Below are 21608 nucleotides of genomic sequence, written 5' to 3'. Positions count from 1 at the left end.
GGCCCTGAGCTGTGTAAACGCCCGGCCGGTCAGAACTTGGTCAGAGTTTCGGAAGTCGGCCCGGCCTACCGTCCGCGCATGGCAACGACCCTCACCCACCAGCAGTCGCAGGTGGACGCGCTGGTCGCCGAGCACGGCCCGGCCCTGCTCGGTTACGTCCGGACCCTGGTCAACGACCACTACCTGGCCGAGGACATCGTCCAGGAGACGCTGATCCGGGCCTGGCGGCACAGCGAGCGGCTGTTCAGCAACGAGGGCTCGGTCCGCGGCTGGCTGCTCACCGTCGCCCGCAACCTGGCCATCGACTGGCTGCGCAGCGCGGCCAACCGGCACGAGAGCCCGGCCGTGCAGGACGGGGACGCCGATCGGGCCGAGCCCGACCACGCCGAGGCGATCGTCGCCACGGCCGAGGTGACGACGCTGCTCCGCCGGCTCTCCACCGAGCACCGGACGGTTCTGCTGCACACCACCATGGCCGGGCGCACCGCCGCCGAGACCGCGAGCCTTCTGGGTGTCCCGGTCGGCACGATCAAATCCCGTCAGCACTACGCGCTCAACGTTCTGCGCCGGACCCGGCCTAGGCCGGGACGGTGAGTTCGAGGCCGAGCACCGGGATCGACAGGGATCCGTCGGCGCCGGCCGCCCACCGCCAGTGCGCACTCTCCCCGGCGTCGCCGCAGACCAGCCCGGTCCATCCGGCGCCGCGCCGGCCGCAGAGCGCGAGCAGGGCCGCTTTCTGCTGCTCGTCCGGGTCACCGGCCAGGACGACCAGGCCCCGGATCGGCCCGCGCACGGCGGCGCCCCGCAGAGGACCATGCGTTTCACTCGCGGTCGCTTGCGGCGGCGCCGCCATTTGCCGTACGACCTCCAGCCCACCCGGAATCACCAGCGGCGCCGACCCGTCCGAGGCAGGCAGCGGCAGCACCGGCGTGCCCGGCCGCAGCCGGGCCACCTCGCCGAGCAGGTTCTGCACGACGTCGCGGGCCACCGCCCGGTCGCCGGTGACGCTGAGCACCCCGTCGAGCCGGCTCAGGTCGACCAGCAGCGGCTCGCCGGCCGGGTCGGCGCCGGCCCGGACCAGGAACGCGTCCGGCTCGGCGGCCTGCCCGCGCCACGAGCTGCCGGTGTCGCGCCGCCAGCGGGTGCCGTCGACCCGCTCCCACGGGGCGCTCAGTTCGTCGGCCGGGGACAGCCACACCGAGGCGCCGGCCCGGTCGAGCTGGACGGCGTGGACCAGGCCCTGTCCGCCGGGGGCGGCGGCCGCGGCCTCGCCGACCGTGTCGTAGGCCCGGCGCAGCACCTCCCCGTCGGCGGCGAACCGCTGGGCCAGAGCGTGGCGTTCGGCCAGCCGGCGACGGCGACGGCCCGGCTCGGTGATCGCGCCGATGATCCGGCGGACGCCGGCGACGACCTGGCGGCGGCTCACGATCACGACCGTGATCAGGGCGAGCAGCACCGAGCCGACGATCGCGAGCGCGGCCGCCAGCGGGAAGGTCACCGCCGTACCGGAAGCCGGATCTTGATCTTGATTTTGGTTCTGACCCTGATTCTGGGTCTGCTCCTGACCGCCGGACTCGCGGGCCAGCTTCACGTCGGGCCCGGACGCGTCCTGCGGCAGGCGCAGCACCCAGCCCTTGTGCAGCGGCGTGTCCGCGCTGGTCAGAGCCGCGCCGTCGGACTGCGGACGGCCCCGGTTGAGGTCGAGGATCTCACCGGCCCGGCGCTGGTCGCCGAGGGTACTGGCGGCGATCGCCGGCAGCGTCTGGGACGCGTCGGTGACCACGAACACCTTGATCAGGTCACCGTCGTCGGCGGCGGCCGGACCGGCGCCGATCAGCGCCGCCCAGCCGGCCAGCACCAGGACCAGCACGGTCCGAAGAAGCGAAGACATGCCACCTACACGGGACCGCGCGGCGAAAAGGTTCGACGAAAAACCCTCGAACCATCCGGCGCGGGTGTCCCGTGTATCCCCCGACGTTGGCGCACGGCGAGAGGTGGAGGATGGCGCGGCAGCACGCGACCCCCGCGGATTTCGAGCTGGTCGGTATGAGCTCGGATCCCACGCCCGGTGATCCGGACCAGATCCAGGGCGTGGTCCAGCGCTACTCCGACATCGCCGACGCGGCCGAGCGGGCGCTCAACGTCCTGAAGAAGGACGGCTCGATCGCGGCCGGGCGCGGCTCGGCCATGGACAAGCTGCGCGAGAAGGTCGGCGACGACCTGCCGGACAAGCTGGCCAAGACCCAGCGGTCCTATCAGGACGCGGCCGACGCCTACCGGACGTACATGCCGCAGCTGCGCGAGGCCCAGGAGACCTTCGACCGGGCGGTCGAGCAGGCCCGCAGCGCCGCGCCGCAGGCCAATCAGACCGTGCCGCCGCTGGCACCCGAGGCCACCGACGCCGACAAGGCCGCGGCGACCAAGTCGCAGAACGACATCGACGCCGCCAAGGGCCAGATGTCGGCCGCGCGCAGCCTGGCCGAGCAGGCCCAGAGCATGCGCGAGTCGGCCGAGCGCAGCTGCTCGGACGCGCTCGACCGGGCCGCGAGCGAGGCGATCCCGGAGCGCAACATCTTCCAGAAGATCGCCGACTTCTTCGAGGACTTCCCGTTCGTCCAGATCCTGCTCGGCATCCTGATCGCCGCCGTCGCGGTCTTCTTCCCGGTGGTCGGTTTCCTGCTCGGGGCCAGCCTGTTCGCGATCACCCAGATAGCCGCGATATCCAGCGGGAAATTCAAACTGGGGGACTTCCTGGTCGGGCTGATCGGCCTGGTCCCGGGCGGGTCGGTGCTGAAGGTGCTGGGGGCCGGGGCCAAGGCCGGCGCGGGCCTGGTCTCCAAGATCCTGCCGAACTTCGCCAAGACCGTGAAGGGCGGCATCGCCGGGATCAAGACCTCGATCAACTCCAGCAAGACGATCGGGCCGCTGATCAACAGCAACGCCGGGAAGATCGCCAAGGAGGCCGGCAAGGGAGCCGCCGACAAGGCGGTCGACGAGACGGCGACCCAGGTGCTCAACGGCGACGAACTGGACGCCGGGAAGATCGCCGCGGTCGGCGCCGGTGGCGGGCTGACCGGTGGTGTCGCGGGCAAGAAGAAACTGTCCGAGAACGGCATCCCGGTCAAGACCGCCCCGCCGGCCGGAACCGGCTCGCGCAGCCTGGACGGCCCCGGCTCGCCGAGCGCGCCGCCGGTGCACGCGCCCGACCCGGACAGCTTCGGCATCCCGTCGTCGGTCAAACGCCAGGGCGACTCGCTGGACTTCAAGCACAAGGACTTCCCGGACGAGACGCTCACCCTGCACAAGACCGATCCGGAGGACATCGACCCGGCCGTCTTCGAGGTGCAGAGCAGCGGCGAGAAGGTCTTCTTCGACATCGACACCAACAAGTTCAAGGAATTCGACGGCACGTTCGACGGCAAGAACGAGGCGGCCTTCACCCAGTTCCGCGGCGAGGTGCCGACCGATCACTTCCGGGTCAAGGGCTTCGACGGCGTGGACCTGCCCAAGGTCGGCCACTTCGACGACCTCAAGGACGTACCGCCCGGCCAGGTGGTCCTGGTCCCGACCAACACCATCCCGGACCACCTGATCCGCGACGACGCCGACCCGAAGCGGATCGCCGACATCACCCAGGGCTTCGCCGACAAGAAGGCGTTCAACCCGGTCGGACTGGCCAAGGACGACCTGACGATCAACGACGGCAACCACCGGATCGCCACGGCCAAGGACCTCAAGCTGCCGTTCGTCCCCGTTCAACTCACCTGATTCATCGGTAACAACGACAGAAGGAGTGCACCATGCCCGACTACCGGGTCAACTCGGACGAGACCGCCTCGACCTCGCAGGCGCTGCTCAACGACTTCGCGCAGCTGCAGGACAAGCTGACCGAGGTCAAGGGCAAGATCTCGGCCCTGCTGGCGAACGGCTACAGCACGCCGGCCGCGCAGCAGAAGTTCTCGCCCTTCTTCGACGAGTTCGCCAAGGGCTTCGACCAGGTCAACCAGGGTCTGCAGGGGATCGGCCAGTACGTCAAGGCGGTCGGTGACGCGTTCTCGCAGACCGACGACCAGCTGGGCTCCAACCTCAACTGACCGCGCGACCACGCCGTCCCGTACCGACACGAAAGCAGATGTTGCCGTGCGATTGAACGTGAGCGTCCGAGACACCACCGTCGTCGTCGACACCGAGTCGTCGGCCACGGTCGGCGACCTCGCGGCCGAACTGGCCCGTGAGGTCGGTGGCGCGCCGGTGCTCTATCTCGGGCCGCAAGCGGCCGACCCGGCGAGCACGCTGCAGGCGGCCGGGGTACGGGACGGCGTGGACCTCGGGCTGGGCGAGCCGTTGCCGGCCCGGCCCGCCGTCGAGGGCCGCACCGAGGTCCGGGTCGTCTCCGGGCCCGGGGCGGGCACCATCTACCGGCTCACGCCGGGCGACTACGACCTGGGCAGCGGCGCGTCCTGCCGGATCAGGCTGGCCTCGGAGGACGGGACCACCCCGGCCCACGCGGCCCGGGTCCGGATCCGGCTGGACGGCACGGCCGAGCTGGTCAGCGCCGACCAGGCCCGGCTGGACGGCCGAGCCGTCGAGCCGGGCACCCCGTGGCGCGAGGGCAACCTGGTCACGGTCGGCGACATCCTGCTCGAAGTCACCTCGCGGCAGTCGCACCGGGCGCCGCTGACCCCGGCCGCGGACGGCTTCGGGCTGGAGTTCAACCGGCCGCCGCGGTTCCTGCCGGCCCCGGCCGGTGGGAAGTTCCGGCTGCCGACGCCGCCGGTCAAGCCCGAGAAACGGCCGATCCCGCTGCTGCCGATCCTGCTCGTGCCGGTGGCCGGCGCGATCGTGTCGATCGTCGCCACCGGCAAGTGGTCGTTCGTCTTCATCGCGCTGCTCTCGCCGCTGGCGGCCATCCTGGCCCAGTTCGGCGGGCGCAAGCAGATCCTGCAGAAGTACCTCGACGACGAGAAGGCGTACCAGGCGAAACTGGCCTCGGTGCGGGCCGAGATCGAGGATTCGCTGCTGGCCGAGCAGCTCGACCTGCGGATGGCGCTGCCCGACCCGGCGGCCCTGCTGCAGATGGCGAGCCAGCCCTCCGAGCGGCTCTGGGAACGGCGCTGGCAGGACCCGGACTTCCTGTCCCTGCGGATCGGGACGACCGAGCTGCCGTCGGCGCTGAGCGTCGACGACCCCACCAAGGACGAGAACCGCCGCACCACCGTCCCGGCGCTGTTCGAGGCGCCGGTCGCGATCTCGGTCCGCCAGGCCGGCGTGGTCGGCGTCGCCGGCCCGGAAGCGACCGACCTGGCCCGCTGGCTGGTCGCCCAGGCGGCCGCCCTGCACAGCCCGACCGACCTGCGCACGGTCGTCCTGGCCGGCCCGGACGGCGAACGCAACTGGGCCTGGACTCGCTGGCTGCCGCACGCCCAGGCGGCCACCGAGGACGCGTACTCGCTGGTCGGCAGCACGGCCGACTCGCTGGCCCGCCGGGTCGGCGAGCTCGGCCAGATCGTCACCGCCCGGGTCGCGGCCGGCGCCGAACTGGTACGCGGCGGCGTCAACGGCTACCCGGACATCCTGGTCGTGCTCGAACAGGCCCGCCGGGCCCGCTCGCTGCCCGGCGTGGTCGGGCTGCTGCGCGACGGGCCGGCCGTCGGCGTCTACGTGATCTGCATCGACACCGAGGAGCGGGTGCTGCCCGAGGAGTGCGGCGCGATCGCGGTCACCGAGTTCGGCGCGCGGAACATGTCGAAGGTGCGGACCGGCGGCGCGGCACCGCTGACCGGGGTGCGCACCGACGCGCCCGACGAGGGCTGGTTCGAGCCGTTCGGCCGGGCCCTGGCGCCGCTGCGCGGGGTCGGCGACAGCGACGAGAGCGCGCTGCCCGGCAGCGTGCGACTGCTGGACCTGCTCGGCATCGAGCCGCCGACCGCGGGGGCGCTGACCGCCGGGTGGGCGCTGGGCGGGCGCAGCACTCTGGCGACGCTCGGGGCCGGCTACGACGGGCCGTTCTCGATCGACCTGGTCCGGGACGGGCCGCACGCACTGATCGCCGGCACCACCGGCTCCGGCAAGTCCGAGCTGCTGCAGACCCTGGTGGCCACGCTCGCGGTGGTCAACCGGCCCGACGAGATGACGTTCGTGCTGGTCGACTACAAGGGCGGCAGCGCGTTCGCCGAGTGCGCCGACCTGCCGCACACCGTCGGGCTGGTCACCGACCTGGACACCCACCTGGTCGAGCGGGCGCTGGTGTCGCTCGGCGCCGAACTGCGCCGCCGGGAGACGCTGCTGGCCTCCGCGTCGGCCAAGGACATCGTCGACTACCTGGACAAACGTGCGCGGGGTGGCAACGTGCTGCCGCCGCTGCCCCGGCTGCTGCTGGTCGTCGACGAGTTCGCGTCGATGGTCCGGGAACTGCCCGACTTCATCTCCGGCCTGGTCAACATCGCCCAGCGCGGTCGTTCGCTCGGCATCCACATGGTGCTGGCGACCCAGCGTCCGGGCGGCGCGGTCACCCCGGACATCCGGGCCAACACCAACCTGCGCATCGCGCTGCGCACCACCGACACGTCGGAGAGCCGCGACATCATCGACGCGCCCGACTCCGGCGAGATCTCCTCGGCCAACCCCGGCCGTGCGTTCGCCCGGCTCGGCCCGTCGGTGCTGCTGCCGTTCCAGTCGGCGCGGGTCGGCGGTCGCCGTCCGGGCGGTCAGATTCCTGAGGATCAAGACCGGATTTCCGTACGGGCATCAGCCGTCACCTGGAAGGACCTGGGCGGCCCGCTCCCGGCCGTCGCCTCCTCGCGCGGCGGCGGGCAGTCCGGCACCCAGGCCGTCACCGACCTGGCCGTGCTCGTCACCACGATCGCCCAGGCGGCCCGCGAGGCCGGCATCCCGCCGCAGCCCAGCCCCTGGCTGCCGCCGCTGCCGAGCACACTGACCTGGAACCGCCCGCCGGCCCCGGAGCCGGCCGCGACCCGGGCGGCCGCCCTGCCCACGGTCGACTACGGCGTCGTCGACCTCCCGGCCCAGCAGAGCCGGGTGCCGCTGACGTTCGACCTCGACAAGGCCGGGCACCTGCACCTGATCGGCTCCCCGCGCAGCGGCCGCTCGCAGGCCCTGCGCACGCTGGCCGCCGCCCTGGCCGCCGCGCACGGCGCCGACGACCTGCACCTGTACGGACTGGACTGTGGCAACGGCGCCCTCAACGTGCTCACCGCGCTGCCCCACACCGGTGCGATCGTCGACCGCAACCAGGTCGAACGTCTCGGCCGGCTGCTCGACCGGCTCAACGCCGAGCTCACCGCCCGGCAGTCGGCGCTCGGGGCGCGCGGCGCGGCCGACCTGACCGAACTGCGCCGCTCGCAGGCGCCCGAGGACCGGCCGGCCCACATCGTGCTGATGGTCGACCGGTTCGAGGTGTTCGACCGGGAGTTCGTCAACTACGACAACGGCAGCTACATGGAGCGCATGGTCCGGCTGCTGCGCGACGGCGCCGGCGTCGGCATCCACGTGGTGCTGGCCGGGGACAAGGTGCTGGGCAGCGGCCGGTACTCCGGGACCACCGAGGACAAGCTGGTGCTGCGGCTCAACGACCGGCAGGACTACTCGACCGTCGGCGTGCCGACCAAGTCGGCGCCGGTCGACCCCGAGCCCGGACGGGCGATGCGCACCTCCGACCTCAGCGAGGTGCAGATCGCGGTGCTCGGCGAGGACCTCTCCGGGGCCGGGCAGGCCCAGGTGCTGCAGGAACTCGGCGAAGAGTTGGCCAAGCGGGAGGCCGGGGTGCCGGCCGGGCGGCGAGCGCGGCGGCTGGATGTGTTGCCGGACCTGGTTCCGTACGCGCAAGCCTGGAATTTGCATGTCGAACGTGGCCCGATGCGCCCACTCGTGGCGGTCGGCGGCGACACGCTGACCTCGCTCGGGCCGGATCTGACCGAGGTGCCCAGCTTCGTCATCGCCGGCCCGCCGCGCACCGGCCGGAGCACGGCGCTGATGACCGTGGCCGAGTCCCTGCTGGCCCAGGGCGCCGGTCTGGTCGTGATCGCGCCCCGGCGCTCGCCGCTGCGCGGTCTCGACGGGCGGCCCGGTGTCGCCGCGGTCTTCACCGACCCGGACCTCGGGATCGGCGAGTTCCGCGGGGTGCTCGGCAACATTCCCGAGCCCAGCGCCGTCATCCTGATCGACGACGCGGAACTGCTGATGGGCTCCGAGATCGACCCGGACCTGGCCGCGTTCGCGCGCGGCGCGCAGGGCAACGGGTGGGGTCTCATCGCGGCCGGCAACGCCGAGTCGCTCGCACTCTCCCTGGCCGGATGGATGGGGCAGGTCAAACGCAACCGGACCGGGATGTTGCTGTCGCCCCAGGGCCTGAGCGACGGCGAGATCATCGGCGTGAAACTGTCCCGGGGGAACGTCGGACAGGCGCCGCAACCGGGCCGTGGCCTGCTTCATCTGGGGGACGGCAGCCTGATCACCGTGCAGGTGCCGATCGGCTAGGGGGCGCGGTCCCGGCTGGTGCTCAGGGTTGTGTCGGGGGGCTTGATACGACCCTCAGCGCCGGCCGGGACCTGGCGGCGCGCCGCGGCCTGACGTGGCCGCGGCGCGGCGCCGAACACGTGGCGCCGCGCTGATCACTCCGGGTCGTGGCCCGGCGGTGGTCACTCGACGAAGCGGAACGTGCTGGTGATGGCGTCGAACAGGTCGTAGACCTCGTTCTTCAGCGGCAGGTTGGGGCTGGCCAGGGTGACCACCAGGAAGTCCTCGGCCCGGCCGGGAACCGGCATCATCGTGTGCATGGTCAGCAGCTTGACGTCGATGTCCCCGGTCAGCCGGGTGGTCTCGGTGCCGGTGACTCGGGCGACCACGCCGACGTGCGGCAGCCGCACCGACGAGATGATCCGGTCCTTGGGCGCGATGCCGGTGGCCGACGAGACCCCGGCCTGCGCCGAGAGCACCGGCAGGGTCAGTTCCTGACCGGGGGGAGTGGTGACGGCGAAGACCATGCCGTACGCCATGAACAGCCCCTCGTCGTAGACCGTGGCCGTCCCGGCGGCCAGCAGTGCGCCCTGCCGGCGCGCGGCGCGGCTTATCTCGCGGGCCTGCCGGAACATGTCGTTGATCCGCATCCGCTCGCGCGGGTCGGTGGTGATCGCGAGGGCCTGCGCGCGGACGGCGGCCAGCTCCTCGCCGCTGAGGTCGACCTGGTCCCAGAGGTCCGGCACGTCAAGCAGGAACCGTCGCGCGGTCGTCGTCGTCATCGCTGTCACCCTTGTCCCTCGTCGAGGTTCTTCGCGGCGTCCTGGTCGGTCTTCTCGAAGGAGTCGAGGATGCTGCCGATCGCGTCCCGTACCCCGACGATCTGCCGTTTCAGCTGGAACCGGCCGTCGTTCCAGCGGTCCTCGAAGTGCTGGGCCGAGTGCCGCAGCCGGCCCCGGCCGAAGGCCGCGTCGAAGTCGAACGTGTGGTTCCCGATGTCGATGAAGTCGTGGACGAAGGTGAGCATGTCCTGGGCTTCCTTCAACTCGTTGCCCGGAATGTTGACGTCCTCGGCCATCCCGTTCCCTCCGATGTGAATTACTCGGCTGACACACGAGACGACCGGCGGTGATGGTTCAAGCGGGGGTGAACCATCCGGGCGGCCGATCTCGTGTGTGCGGTATGGCTTCGACCTCCATCCGCCGCGGCGCCGCGGTTCTGCTGTGCGCCGCCGCCCTGCTGTCCGGCTGCGGCAAGACCATCACCATCACCGACTCCGACTCGAAGCAGCAGCCGGCCGCGCCCGCGGCCACCTCGGCCGCCGCCGCCCCGGCGTCCTCGGCCCCCGCGGCCGGCGGCAACGGTCAGCTGGAGGTGGTCGACTCGACCGCCGCGCAGAACGGCAAGACCGGCAACGGCGGCACCGTGATCGGCGTGGCGATCCAGGAGACCCCGCCGGTGTGGCAGCAGCTGGCCGCGGTGACCTCGCCGCCGCTGAACAAGGCGCACCTGATCAACATCAACCAGGCCGCGCTGTACCGGTTCGACAAGGACACGGCCAAGCCGTCCAAGTCCAACTGCAACGACGACTGCGCGGTGAAGTGGCCGCCGGTGATCATCCAGGAGGGTGGCGCGGTCTACCTGGCCGGCGTGGACCCCAAGCAGGTCGGCGCGATCCGCCGGGCCGACGGGAACGTGCAGCTCACCGTCGGTGGGTGGCCGATCTACCGGTTCTCCGGGGACTCGAAGCCGGGCGACCTGAACGGGCAGGGCGTGGGCGGCACGTGGTTCGCGGTCGGCCCCGACGGCAAGAAGGTCGTCGCGGCCAAGTAGGCCCGGCTCAGAAGAATCCGCCGAGCCCGAAGTCCTCAGTGTCCTCGGGCCCGGCCTTCTCCTTGCCCTTCTTCTTGGCCGTCCGGGCGTCACGCCGGGCCTTGGCCTGGGCCGACTCGTCCTGGACGGGCCCGTCGCCGCCGGCCAGCCGTTTGGCCCGCGCGATGGAACGGTCGATCCCGCTGTAGCCGGTCGCGTCGAAGAACCGGACCGCCTCGGCCGCCGCCCAGAACTGGGCGAAGCCCTGCCGCTTGACGACCACGTTGGGGATGCCGTCGCCGTCCCGGGCGCCGCCCGCGCTGCCCTCGAACTTGACGTTCGGACTGCCCTTGAACGGGGACAGCTTGGCGCTGCCGGTCTCCGGATTGCTGATGTACGAGTAGTCGCGCAGGAATGCCAGCATCCCGGCGGTCACCGGGATCTCCACGATCCGCTCGTAACCCTTCTTCGGCTTCAGCTGCTTCCAGTTCGCGTCCTTGAGATCGTCGATCTCCCGGTCGAAAATGTACGCGTCGTTGACCGAGAAGACGATCTCGCCGCGTTTGCCGGCGGTGAACAGGGCGGTCAGCGCGCCGTCCACGTCGCCGGCCGCCGCGGCGGCCTTGAACGCGTTCTCCTCGGCCTGGGCCAGCCGCCGGATCAGCACGCTGCCCTGCAGCCGCTGCAGACCGGCGACGAAGTCGGCCCGCTTGGCCGGCGTGTACTGGGTGATGTTGAGCAGTTCCTCGGGGCCGACCATGGGCGGCGTGGCGTACGGATCGTCGTTGCGCCCGGCCGCGTCCGGATCCACGTTCCACGTCTCCTGGGCCGTGCCCCGGACCAGGATGACCTGGGCTTCCAGGGTCTGCAACAGGACCGGGATGATCCGCAACTCCCGTTCCGCCGGGATCCAGCCGGTCAGCGCGGCGGTGAACGCCCCGAGCTTCTCCGGTTCGGCCAGCACTCCGGCCGGGCCGGTGGCCAGGAACCGCCGCAGCTGCCCGATGGTCCGTTCCCGGGCCGGGAGCCGCTGCTCGCCGACCTTGCCGAGCATCATCGTGAGCTCGGCGACCAGGCCGCCGACGGTGGTCGCGTTCGAGCGGAAGCCCTCGACCACGTCGGGTCCGCCGTACGTGTCGAGGGTGGGGTCGGCCCCCGCGACGCCCGGCCGCGTTCCCTGGTCGAAGGTGACCGGCACCTCCTCCGCGTTGCGGGACATGGCCCAGGCCACGCCCTCGTTGATCCGGGTGTCGAGGGTCCGGATCAGGTCGGTCTGGTCCCGCTCGGGCAGGCCGCTGGCGGTGACCAGCTCCACGATCCGGGCCTGCGGGAGCCGCCGGCGCAGGCTGATCAGGGACTCGGCCAGCTCGGCGAGGTTCAGCCCGTGGTAGGGCGACTCCTTGTTCCGTCCCATGCCGATGATCGTCTTGGGCAGGTCGGTGCCGGTCAGGAAGTCCCCGTCCGGCTTGCGGCCGCCCTGCGCCCGGACGTGCATGGCCCCGCCCAGGTCCTGCCGGATCATGCCGTCGCCGGTCTTCAGCCAGTTGGCCGGCTTGTGCAGGTCGAAGATGGCCAGCACGGCGTCCAGGCCGAGGTCACGACGGAAGTCGGGGGACGCGGCCAGCTCCTCGGTGCTCGGCTCCTGCGCGTCGGCCCGGAAGTCGGCGATCTGGGCCAGCGACCACTGCGGCCGGCCGCCGATGCTGGTGGCGACCCAGGCCAGCTCGGCCGGGAGCACCTTGGCCCCGGCCGCCTGATACAGCTGGCCGGTCAGCATCTCGGTGCGCATCACGTCCTCGGGCGCGATCTGATCCGCGTCCAGGGCGGCCTGCTCGGCGGCGTCGGGCACGCCGGGAACCCCGGGCGGCCGGACCGTGGTGCGGTCGCGCCGGCGGACGAACTTGAACACCTTCCCGACACCGCCGACCTCGACGTGCCAGGGCTGGCTGGAACCGCCCTTGAACTCCTTGATGAAGGTGAAGTCGTCCGGCCCGTACTCCCGCAGGGCGGTGCCCGGCGTCGCGGTGGCGAGCACGCGCTGGGCCAGCATGGTGGTGACCGCGCGGTTCCCGGCCAGCCGTTGCAGCCGCAGCACCTGATCGGTCGCGGTCATGGTGTGCGGGCGGGCCGGAGTCGCCGCCGGCGTCACGGCCGGGGTGGCGCGCTGGTCACCGGCCGTGCGACGGAGACCCATCCCGGCAGTGTCGCCGATGTGGACCCACCGGCCCCAGGGTGGTCCGGGCAGTTCCCCGGGCACGATTACCTGCCCGTCCGGGCACCCGGCGGAAACAGCCCGAGCTGAGGTGACCCGCGGATGGCATCTCGGGATTCCAAGAAGAAGACCCGATTTCCCGTACGGGAAATCGGGTCCTCTCTTTTGAAAGGGTCTTATTTGGTCTTCTGCATGATGCCGTTGAGGTAGAGCGATTCGCGGCACTGGGTGGCCGCGGTCGCGTTGGCCGGAGTGCCCGGGGTGCGGCAGGTGACCTGCATGCTCACCTTCGCGCCGGCCGGCACCCGGATCGGGGTGACCGAGTGGTAGTCCTGGTTGCGGAAGTTCTCCAGTGCGTAGGTGACCACCGGCACGCCGTTCGCGGTCACCCGCAGCGTCCCCTCGTCACCCTGCACGTTGTCGACCAGGAAGTCGGTGAGCAGGAACGTCTGCTTGGCCGGGACGGTGTAGCTGCGCTCGGCCGAGCCGGCCTTGTTGGTCCGGAAGGTGATCGCCGCGGAGAACTGCTCGCCCTGACCGTTCCCGGCTGCCCCGGCGCCACCGCTCGGCTGGCCGCCGCCCTGCGCGCCCTGGTTCCCGGAGCCGGCTCCGGCCGTGGCGGTCGGGGTCGGCGTCGGGTCCGGTGGCGTCGTGGCGAACTCGGCCTCCTGGGCGGCCCGCTGCTGCGCGGTGTTCTGGTCGACGGCCTCCTTCGCGGCCGACTTCACCGCCGGCCGGACCAGCCCGAACCAGAGGGCGAGCAGCGCCAGCAGCAGCGCGAGCAGCGCGGCCAGGAGCTTGAGCAGCCCGGCCGAGATGATCGGCTTCTGGACGAAGACGCCCTCCATGGCCAGGACCCGGCCGCCGGTCGGTTGCACCTCGGCGGTGAACGGGTACTCCCGGGACGGGCCCCACCAGAGCCAGCGGCGCGCCTTCACGGTCAGGCGGGTCTCGGCCCGGGTGCCGTTGCCGGCGACCAGGGCGGCCGGCCGCAGCGCGAACGTGACCTGGTCGGTCCCGTCGGCGGCGGCGAAGGCCAGTTCCTCGGCGACGTTGCCGTGGTTGTCGGTGTCGATCCGGTAGCGGCCCTGCCGCCGGCCGGACTGCGAGCCGGGCTGGAGCTGGGCGGTGACCTCCTGGAACGGCTCGACGGTGAGCACGCCCTCCTGCACGACCGTCGCGTCCGGGTGCTCCGACGGCACGACACGCACGCCGAACGGGCGCTCGCCGGCCGCGACACGCGGGGACCGCGGCGGCGCGAAGGTGACCGTCACGGTCTCGCTGCCGGCGGGATAGAGGGTGATCTCCGCGGGCTCGGCCACAGCCCATTCGGCGGGCTCGCCGAGGACCTCGATCCGATAGGCCTCCACGGTGTCGCCCGAGTTGCGGACGGTCACCGGGACCGTCACGGTGGAGCCGGGGATCACCGAGACGGTGTCGCTCCCCAGATTCGCGGATGCACGCATGTCGCTGAGCGTAGGGATCGACAAGCGCCAGGACAGGGCCGTCCGGGAATCGCCGCGGGCAGACCTGGTGCCCGTCCGGTCTGTGTGTTCGGCGGCACATCGCCCGTTAAGTGCCTGCTAAGTGCTTGCTAAGCGGGCCGGTCCAGAATGCCCCTGCTTTGGTCGGCGAAGGGGGCAGCAATCATGCAGCGGGTGCCGGTGTTTGTCCAGGCCACTGATCCGATCACGTTGCTCGGGATGAACAGCCACCTGGGCGGGCGCCCGGAGATCCGGGTCGTCGGCGAGTCCGAGCGGGCCTCCGCCGTGGTCACCGTGGTCGTCGCCGACGCGGTCGGTGAAGAAATCTTCGCCACCCTGCGTGACCTTCGCCGGGGCACGAGCCGCCTGGTGCTGGTGGCCTCCGATCTGGACGACGCGCAGCTGTCCCGGGCCGTCGAGTGCGGCGTCGTCGGCGTCGTGCGCCGCGGCGAGGTGCCGTCCGGCCGCCTGATCCAGGTGCTGCTGGCCGCGGCCAAGGGTGAGGGCAGCGTCCCGGGTGACCTGCTCGGCCGGCTGCTGGAGCAGATGGGCCGCCTGCAGCGCGAGGTGCTGCACCCGCGCGGCCTGACCCTGCGCGGCCTGACCACCCGCGAGGTGGACGTGTTGCGCCTGGTCGCCGACGGTCTGGAGACGCGCGAGATCGCCTCCAAACTGTCCTATTCGGAGCGGACCGTGAAGAACGTGCTGCACGAGCTGACCACCCGGCTCCAGTTGCGCAACCGGGCCCACGCCGTGGCCTACGCGCTGCGACACGACCTGATCTGAACTTTGTGAGGGCACCGATTCTGCCCTCCTCGTTGCCCCGGCGTCCGGTGCGGGCGCCGGGGCCCATTACCCAGGATGACAACGTGCTGAAGTCTCGGGCGTTCACGGCCCTTGCCCTGGCCGCGCTCGTCGCGGTGCCCGCCGTCTGGGCGGTGGTCGCGGGCGCCGCGCCCGGTGACCCGCCCCTGACCGCCGACGAACTACGGGTGGCCTACGTGGGCACCGCCCACCGGTCGATCGGCGTCGTCTCCGGAACCACCACGACCCCTCCGCTCTTCTCCACCGGCATCCAGCACTACGACGACGAGGCCTCGGCCCGCGGCGCCACGGTGGCCTTCGTCAGCCGTCGCACGTCCCGCCTGGCGCAGGTCTGGGTGAAGGTCGGCAACGGCGCCGCGGTGCAGCTCACGAACGACACCGCCCAGGTGGCCAGCCACCCGGTGGTCTCGCCGGACGGCACCAAGGTCGCCTACGCGATGACCCGGGACGCCCAGGGCAGCGCCCGTGACCTCTGGGTCGTCGGCGTCTCCGGCGGCACCCCGCAGCGGGTCACCGACGGGACCGGCGACAACTACTGGCCGTCCTGGTCGCCGGACGGCACCGAGCTGGCCTTCGAGGGCAAGATCGGCTCGGACGTCCCGCAGGTGTGGTGCATCGCGGTGGCCGGCGGTGCTCCCCGGTTCGTGACCGCGCTGCCCGGCGGCGCCGGCGAGCCGTCCTGGAACCCGGACGCCGGTCGCGGCCTGATCGCCTGGACCGCCGCGCCGGCCAGTACGACCGACCGCAAGGTGCACATCAGCTCGCTCGACGGCACCAACGACCGGCTGATGCTCAACGCCGCCTGGGAGAGCCACCAGCCGGCCTGGTCCCCGGACGGCGTCACCGTCGCCTTCCTCAGCCGCAGCACCCAGCCGGCCGGCGCGCTCGGCGACCACGACCTGCTCTACAGCGGCGAGCCGCGCGACGACGGCTGCCCGTGCATCGCGGCGCTGCAGTACGGCGAGGACCGCTCGATCGGCACACCCAGCTGGTACAACCCGGACGGCAACGGCCAGCGCCTGCTGATCACCCGGACCACCGCGGCCGACCAGTACACGGCTGACCTCTCCGACGTGCGGCCGGACGCCGTCGACCCGCGCGACCTCGGCGTGACCGTGCTCCGCGAGGACCCGGGCGCCGGCACCAACCCCGACCTGCTGTGGAACCCGGCCAACGGGGACCCGTGGACGGCCCGGCCGTCGTACTCGCCGGACGGGCAGCGCATCCTGATCAGCCGGTTCGAGACCGAGGGGACCGTCCGGGTGGCCCGGCTCTGGGTCTACTTCGCCGACGGCACCAACGGCAAGCGGCTCGACCTGCCCGGCCGGACCGCGAACGGTTCGGAGACCGAGGCGGTCTGGTCGCCGGACGGCACGCGGATCGCGTACGTGCTGCGGACCCCCGGCGCCCCGGCCAAGATCCTCGTGGTCAAGGCCGAGACCGGCGAGTCGGTCGCCTCCGTCCCGTCCACCGGCGACGCGGTCGGCGAGACCCAGCCGGCTTGGTCACCGGACAGCACCACACTGGTCTTCGACCGCGGGCAGACCGAGGGCGCGGGGGCGAACAGCCACCTGTGGATCGGCGCGGCCGACGGCACCGGCCTCCAGACCGACATCACCCTGGCCTCGGGCGGCAGCGGGCGGGCCGACTACGGTGCCGGCTTCTCGCCGGACGGCAACCAGATCGCGTTCGGCCGCGCGCCGGACGGCATGCTCGTCACCGACCTGGCCGGCGGGAACTGCCGGGTGCTGGTGCCGATCGGCAACGCCTGCGGTGGCGCGCTGACCGCGCCCGACACCGGGCCGCACCACCCGCGCGAGGTCGTCTGGTCGCCCGACGGGCTGACCCTGGCCCACGCGGCCCGCCGGTTCGCCCCGGCGACCCAGCCCGACTACGTCAAGACGTACGACCTGGCCAGCGGCGTCCGCGACGGCCTGACCTGGGAGATCCCGGGCCGGCAGCGCTGGCCCGCCTGGCAGGCCGCGAGCGACGTCACCACCGCCGTGGTCGACAAGCCGGACACGATCAGCACCGGCGAGACCACCACCGTCTCGCTGTCGGTGACCGACAAGGGGCCGGTGACCGCGCACGGCGTGCACGTCGACTTCGACGTACCGACCGGCTTCCAGGTGACCAAGCTCGAAGCCGACACCGGCACCTGCGACGTGACCAGGCTGACCTGCGAACTCGGCTCGCCCGGCATCGGCGTGACCGTCGGCGTCCGGGTCACGGTCACCGCCACGACCGCGGCCGAGGGGGCGCTGAGCTGGACGGCCGGCGGCTGGCTGGCCGACGCCGCGCCGGTCGACAACACCGCCGAGGTGGACCTGACGGCCACGGCTCCGCCCGTCCCGTCGGCGAGCGATTCGGCGCCGCCCGTACCGCCCGCCCCGGCGCCGCCGCTGCTGCAGGTCAGCGTCGTGATCACGCCGACTCCGACCTGGGTCGGGCACCGGACCACGGTCGTCTACACCGTGCGCAACATCGGCGGCAGCACCGCGACCGGCGTCACCGTCCAGCCGCAACTGCCGACCGGCATCCCGGTCGTCACCCGCCCCGCGGCCTGCGACGCGACCGTCTGCCGGGTCGGTGACCTGAACCCGGGGACCGCAAGCGTGCTGACCTTCGTCCTCGTTCCACCCAAGAAGATCACTGCGACGGTACGGGGTGTGATCAGCGCTGACACCCTGGTCGCGAAGACCGTGTCGGCCCCGCTGCGCGTACTGCAGCCCCGCATCGTGGCCAACCCGGAGATCGGCCCGCCCGGATTCGTCACGATCATCCGGGGCTTCGACTTCCCGCCCGGCGTGCCGGTCCGGCTCGCCTGGGACACCGGCGTGACCGTCGCGGCCAACCCGGCCGTGCCCGACGCCAAGGGCGGCTTCGACGCGCAGCTGCTGGTGCTCTGGAAGGACGAGCTCGGCGCCCGGAAGGTGATCGCCACCGGCTCCGGTTTCGCCAAGGTGACCACCGACTTCCAGGTCGTACTGCCGGCGCAGCAGCCACCCGGACTGGTGCTGCGCAAATGATCGACGAGGTCGACGCCGCGCTGCTCTCGCTGCTGACCGAGGACACGCTGCCGGGCATGGACATCCAGGTCGCGTTCGACGCGCCGACCAAGGAGTGGACGGCCCGGCGGACCGCCCCGACGGTGAACCTGTTCCTCTACGACATCCAGGAGGACATGTCCCTGCGGCAGCAGGGGTCGGCGGCCGAGTACGACGACGGTGGCGCGATCGTGGCCGAGCATGACGCGCCGCGCTGGTTCTCACTGTCCTACCTGGTCACGGCCTGGACCAGCCGCCCCCAGGACGAGCACCGGATCCTGTCCGTGCTGCTCGGCGGGCTGGTCCGGCACGATGCCGTACCGCCCGAGCGGCTGACCGGCACGCTGGCCGACATGGCCCTGCCGGTGTCGCTGACCATCGCCGTGCCGCCGATGCGCGACCGCGGCCTGGCCGACATCTGGACCGCGCTCGGCGGCAACCTGAAACCGTCGCTCGACCTGGTGGTGCTCGTGCCGCTGGCCGGCAGCCGGGTGCGGGCGGCCGCGGCGGTGACCGACGGGCTGCGGCTGACGACGCGGGACGCGGATGTCGGGACGAGCGAGTCACGGCGGCTCAACCAGCCGGAACTCGACGCCGACGATCAGGTGCGGCGGATGGGCGTACCCCGGGAACGTGATCTTCCCGGCGAACGCCGGCGTCGCGGCGGCCGGCCGATCGGGCCGCGGTGACCAGCACCATGCCGTCCCTTGACGAGGACGAGCTGACCGGCGCGGAACACCTCGGGATTCGGCTCTCGCTCGTCGAGCAGCGGGTGCGGCACGCGGTCGAGGTCCGGCAGGAGACCGACCCGGATCCCGGCGACCCGCTGCGCGGCCTGCACATCTCGGACGCCGCGGCCCGGCGGCTCATCGAGGACCCGGCCGCCGGCCCGCTGCCCGACCTGGTCGACCAGGAGGCCCTGGCCGCGGCCGAGGAGATCGCCGACCGGGCCGAGCGGGCCGGCCGGCCGGTGCCGCTGCGTCACCTGGTCCGCGAGTTCGACCTGCTTCCGCTGGACGCCGAGATCCTGCTGGTGGCCATGCTGCCCGACCTCGACCGCCGGTACGAGAAGCTCTACGGCTACCTCAACGACGACGTCACCCGCCCCCGGGCCACCGTCGGGCTGGCCATCGAGCTGTGCGGCGTCCCGCCCGTCCTGGGCGCGGCCCGGGCCCGGCTGACCGCCGGATGCCCGCTGGTCGACGGCGGCCTGCTGCTCGTCGAGGACACCGACCGGCCGTTCCTGACCCGCACGCTGCGCGTACCGGACCGGCTGCTCGGACATCTGCTCGGCGACGACCGGCCCGACCCGCGCCTGGCCCGCATCCTGCACCCGGCCACCGATCCGGGCTGGGAACCGGCCGGGGCGGCCGGGCTGGCCGCCGCGATCCGGGCCGGGCACCGGCTGAGCTACGTGCACGACAGCACCGCCGACGACCTGGCCGTGGTCGCCCTCACCCAGGCCGGCCGACCGGCCCTGCGCCTGGACCTGGACGCGGTGGCCACCGACCCGGCACCGGCCGAGATCATCGCGGCCGCGGTCCGCGAAGCCCGGCTCGCCGGGGCAGGACTGGTCGCCGGGCCGGTCGACCCGGAACGGGTGGGCGCACTGCGCGGACTGCTCGACGCGGCGGCCCCGGTGGTGCTGACCGGGCGGTCCCGGTGGGACCCGCTCTGGGCCGAACAGGCACCGGTGCTGGTCACCGCGCCGCGAGTGGGACCCGAACGGGCCGAGCTGTGGCGCGCGGCGCTGGGCGCGCCGGTCGAGGACGATGTGGACGTGGTGCGGGAGCTGTCGCCGTACACGCTGAATGCGGCGCAGGCCCGCCGGGCCGCGACCGTCGCCACCCACCTGGCCCTGATCGACGGCGCGAAGCGCGTCGGCGCCGGGCACATCCGCGCCGGAGTACGCAGCCAGAACGCCGCCGGCCTGGAACAACTCGCCCGCCGGGTGGAACCGGCGGTCACCTTCGACGACCTCGTGGTGCCCGACGAGGCCGGGCGGCAGCTGCGCGACCTGGCCGCCCGGGTACGCCACCGCGAGCAGGTGCTGGGCGGCTGGCGGTTGCGGCCCGGCGGCGGCCGGGGACGCGGCGTGACCGCGCTGTTCGCCGGCGACTCGGGCACCGGCAAGACCATGTCGGCCGAGGTGATCGCCGCCGACCTCGGCCTCGACCTGTACGTCGTCGACCTCTCCACGGTCGTCGACAAGTACGTCGGCCAGACCGAGAAGAACCTGGAACGCATCTTCACCGAGGCCGCCGGGGTCAACGGCGTGCTGCTCTTCGACGAGGCCGACGCGATCTTCGGCAAGCGCTCCGAGGTGAGCGACGCGCACGACCGCTACGCGAACATGGAGAGCGCGTACCTGCTGCAGCGGATGGAGTCGTTCGACGGCGTGGCCATCCTGACCACGAACCTGCGGGCCAACCTGGACGAGGCGTTCATCCGCCGGCTCGACGTGATCGTCGACTTCCCGGTGCCCGACCAGGCGCTGCGGCGCTCGCTGTGGGACCACTGCCTCGGCACCGACCTGCCCCGCGCCGACGACGTGGACCTGGACCGCTGCGCGCGGCTCTACGAGCTGTCCGGCGGCGCGATCCGGGCCTGCGCGGTCACCGCCGGTTATCTCGCGGCGGCGGCCGGTGGCCCGGTGACCATGGCGCAGCTGGTGGCGGCGGCCGAACGCGAGTACCGCAAACTGGGCCGCCTGCTCCCGATCAGCTGATGCCGGCGAACGCCACGTTCGTCAGCTTCTCGGACACCGCCCAGACCCGGGCCGCCTCCTGCTCGTCGCGCAGGCGGGAGTACAACTTCTGCTCCGCGGGCGGGCCGCCGAGGTGCCCGGGGCCGCTCGGGCCGTAGAAGCCGGCGTCCCGCGCGTCCGGAGACGTCGCCGCGTACAGGGCCGGCAGCGCCGCGCTGTCCGGGGTGCCGAGCAGGATCCCGCGCCGCGACAGCGCCACGATGACCCGGCGGCCCACGGTCTGCCGGTCCCGGCCGAGCTCCGGGCGGGCGCCCAGCAGATTCGTCGGGGCGACCCCGGGATGGGACAGGTAGCTGGTGATCCCCCAGCCGGCGGCCCGGCTCCGGCGGCTCAGCTCCAGGCCGAACAACCCGAAGGCGATCTTCGACTGGCTGTAGGCCTTCATGCCGCTGTACGACTTCTCCCCGTTGAGGTCGTCCCAGTTGATCGCGCCCTGATCGGCCGCCACGCTGATCTGCGAGACCACCCGCGCGTGGCCGGCCACGAGCAGCGGGAGCAGATGCGCGACCAGCGCGAAGTGGCCCAGGTGATTCGTGCCCCACTGCAGCTCGAACCCGTCCGCGGTGGTCTGCCGGCTCGGCGGGGTCATCACGCCGGCATTGTTGATCAGCAGGTGGACCGGCCGGCCCTCGTCGCGCAGGATCCTGCCCAGCGCGGTGACAGAGTCGAGCGACGACAGGTCGAGCGGGCGCACCGACACCTGCGCGCCCGGCGTCCGCTGCCGGATCGTGGCGATCGCCGCCTCGCCCTTGACCGCGTTGCGGACCGGCATGATCACCTCCGCGCCGGCCGCGGCCAGCCGTCCGGCGATGCTCAGGCCGAGGCCGTCGCTGGCGCCGGTCACGACCGCCCGCCGTCCGGAGAGATCGCCGATGGTCAGGTCGGGCCGGGTACGTGGCATGAGCTGCTCCTGAGAACGTCGGAACTGATGCCATTTCAGGATGGGCGCCGGGGCGCGCCGTTAGCCACGGTCTGTCGATCCGTGG

15 protein-coding genes are annotated in these 21608 nt (G+C 72.4%); 9 read left to right on the top strand and 6 right to left on the bottom strand.

Features of this window, described 5'->3' with window-relative positions; genetic code table 11:
* Positions 1 to 78: 78 nt before the first annotated feature.
* The gene (locus tag ACSHV8_RS36950) at positions 79 to 594 is read left to right on the top strand and encodes a sigma-70 family RNA polymerase sigma factor (protein ID WP_436523604.1); all 516 of its coding nucleotides are present in this window, start codon (positions 79 to 81) and stop codon (positions 592 to 594) included.
* Here the strand turns inward: ACSHV8_RS36950 and ACSHV8_RS36945 are convergent.
* On the bottom strand, positions 578 to 1891 hold the full coding sequence (locus ACSHV8_RS36945) for a hypothetical protein (protein ID WP_436523602.1): 1314 nt from the start codon (positions 1889 to 1891) through the stop codon (positions 578 to 580). The two genes, ACSHV8_RS36950 and ACSHV8_RS36945, sit on opposite strands and share 17 nt — an antisense overlap.
* A gap of 155 nt (positions 1892 to 2046) precedes the next feature.
* Between ACSHV8_RS36945 and ACSHV8_RS36940 the strand changes: the two genes are divergently transcribed.
* From ACSHV8_RS36940 to ACSHV8_RS36930, 3 genes are read left to right on the top strand one after another with little or no spacing between them, the layout of a single operon-like run.
* Positions 2047 to 3768 (top strand): hypothetical protein, encoded by a 1722-nt coding sequence (locus tag ACSHV8_RS36940; protein WP_436523600.1) that lies wholly within the window; start codon positions 2047 to 2049, stop codon positions 3766 to 3768.
* Positions 3769 to 3800: 32 nt separating this feature from the next.
* A complete protein-coding gene (locus ACSHV8_RS36935; protein WP_436523598.1) occupies positions 3801 to 4094 on the top strand; it encodes a WXG100 family type VII secretion target in 294 nt (97 codons plus the stop codon).
* A gap of 58 nt (positions 4095 to 4152) precedes the next feature.
* Positions 4153 to 8496 (top strand): FtsK/SpoIIIE domain-containing protein, encoded by a 4344-nt coding sequence (locus ACSHV8_RS36930; RefSeq protein WP_436523596.1) that lies wholly within the window; start codon positions 4153 to 4155, stop codon positions 8494 to 8496.
* 161 nt (positions 8497 to 8657) lie between these two features.
* On the opposite strand, the gene ACSHV8_RS36925 is transcribed toward ACSHV8_RS36930, so the two are convergent.
* Together ACSHV8_RS36925 and ACSHV8_RS36920 are read right to left on the bottom strand one after the other, a co-directional pair.
* The gene (locus tag ACSHV8_RS36925) at positions 8658 to 9257 is read right to left on the bottom strand and encodes a hypothetical protein (RefSeq protein ID WP_436523594.1); all 600 of its coding nucleotides are present in this window, start codon (positions 9255 to 9257) and stop codon (positions 8658 to 8660) included.
* A gap of 5 nt (positions 9258 to 9262) precedes the next feature.
* Positions 9263 to 9553 (bottom strand): hypothetical protein, encoded by a 291-nt coding sequence (locus tag ACSHV8_RS36920; RefSeq protein WP_436523592.1) that lies wholly within the window; start codon positions 9551 to 9553, stop codon positions 9263 to 9265.
* A 104-nt stretch (positions 9554 to 9657) separates the two neighbouring features.
* Here ACSHV8_RS36920 and ACSHV8_RS36915 point away from each other — a divergent pair, with 104 nt between their 5' ends.
* Complete coding sequence (locus ACSHV8_RS36915) at positions 9658 to 10308, top strand: hypothetical protein (protein ID WP_436523590.1); 651 nt, start codon at positions 9658 to 9660, stop codon at positions 10306 to 10308.
* Between the two features lie 7 nt (positions 10309 to 10315).
* Here the strand turns inward: ACSHV8_RS36915 and ACSHV8_RS36910 are convergent, their stop codons facing one another.
* Together ACSHV8_RS36910 and ACSHV8_RS36905 are read right to left on the bottom strand one after the other, a co-directional pair.
* Complete coding sequence (locus ACSHV8_RS36910) at positions 10316 to 12481, bottom strand: hypothetical protein (RefSeq protein WP_436523588.1); 2166 nt, start codon at positions 12479 to 12481, stop codon at positions 10316 to 10318.
* Positions 12482 to 12675: 194 nt separating this feature from the next.
* Positions 12676 to 13965, bottom strand: coding sequence for a COG1470 family protein (locus ACSHV8_RS36905; protein ID WP_436523586.1), 1290 nt, complete (start codon positions 13963 to 13965; stop codon positions 12676 to 12678).
* A gap of 183 nt (positions 13966 to 14148) precedes the next feature.
* Between ACSHV8_RS36905 and ACSHV8_RS36900 the strand changes: the two genes are divergently transcribed.
* The 4 genes from ACSHV8_RS36900 to ACSHV8_RS36885 all read left to right on the top strand — a co-directional run bounded on the left by ACSHV8_RS36900 (position 14149) and on the right by ACSHV8_RS36885 (position 20583).
* Complete coding sequence (locus ACSHV8_RS36900; protein WP_436523584.1) at positions 14149 to 14769, top strand: response regulator transcription factor; 621 nt, start codon at positions 14149 to 14151, stop codon at positions 14767 to 14769.
* An 83-nt stretch (positions 14770 to 14852) separates the two neighbouring features.
* Entirely contained in the window at positions 14853 to 17837 is a 2985-nt protein-coding gene (locus ACSHV8_RS36895; protein WP_436523582.1) for a hypothetical protein, read from the top strand.
* The gene (locus tag ACSHV8_RS36890) at positions 17834 to 18544 is read left to right on the top strand and encodes a DUF4255 domain-containing protein (RefSeq protein ID WP_436523580.1); all 711 of its coding nucleotides are present in this window, start codon (positions 17834 to 17836) and stop codon (positions 18542 to 18544) included. Before ACSHV8_RS36895 ends, ACSHV8_RS36890 begins: the two co-directional genes overlap by 4 nt.
* Positions 18541 to 20583, top strand: a complete 2043-nt coding sequence (locus ACSHV8_RS36885; protein ID WP_436523578.1) for an ATP-binding protein — start codon at positions 18541 to 18543, stop codon at positions 20581 to 20583. The genes ACSHV8_RS36890 and ACSHV8_RS36885 overlap by 4 nt, the downstream gene beginning before the upstream one ends.
* On the opposite strand, the gene ACSHV8_RS36880 is transcribed toward ACSHV8_RS36885, so the two are convergent.
* Positions 20576 to 21523 (bottom strand): SDR family oxidoreductase, encoded by a 948-nt coding sequence (locus ACSHV8_RS36880; protein ID WP_436523576.1) that lies wholly within the window; start codon positions 21521 to 21523, stop codon positions 20576 to 20578. The genes ACSHV8_RS36885 and ACSHV8_RS36880 overlap by 8 nt on opposite strands.
* Positions 21524 to 21608 lie beyond the last annotated feature (85 nt).

Source organism: Actinoplanes sp. HUAS TT8 (genome assembly GCF_051380535.1).
GTDB lineage: Bacteria > Actinomycetota > Actinomycetes > Mycobacteriales > Micromonosporaceae > Actinoplanes.
This window is presented reverse-complemented; position numbering and strand designations above follow the sequence as displayed.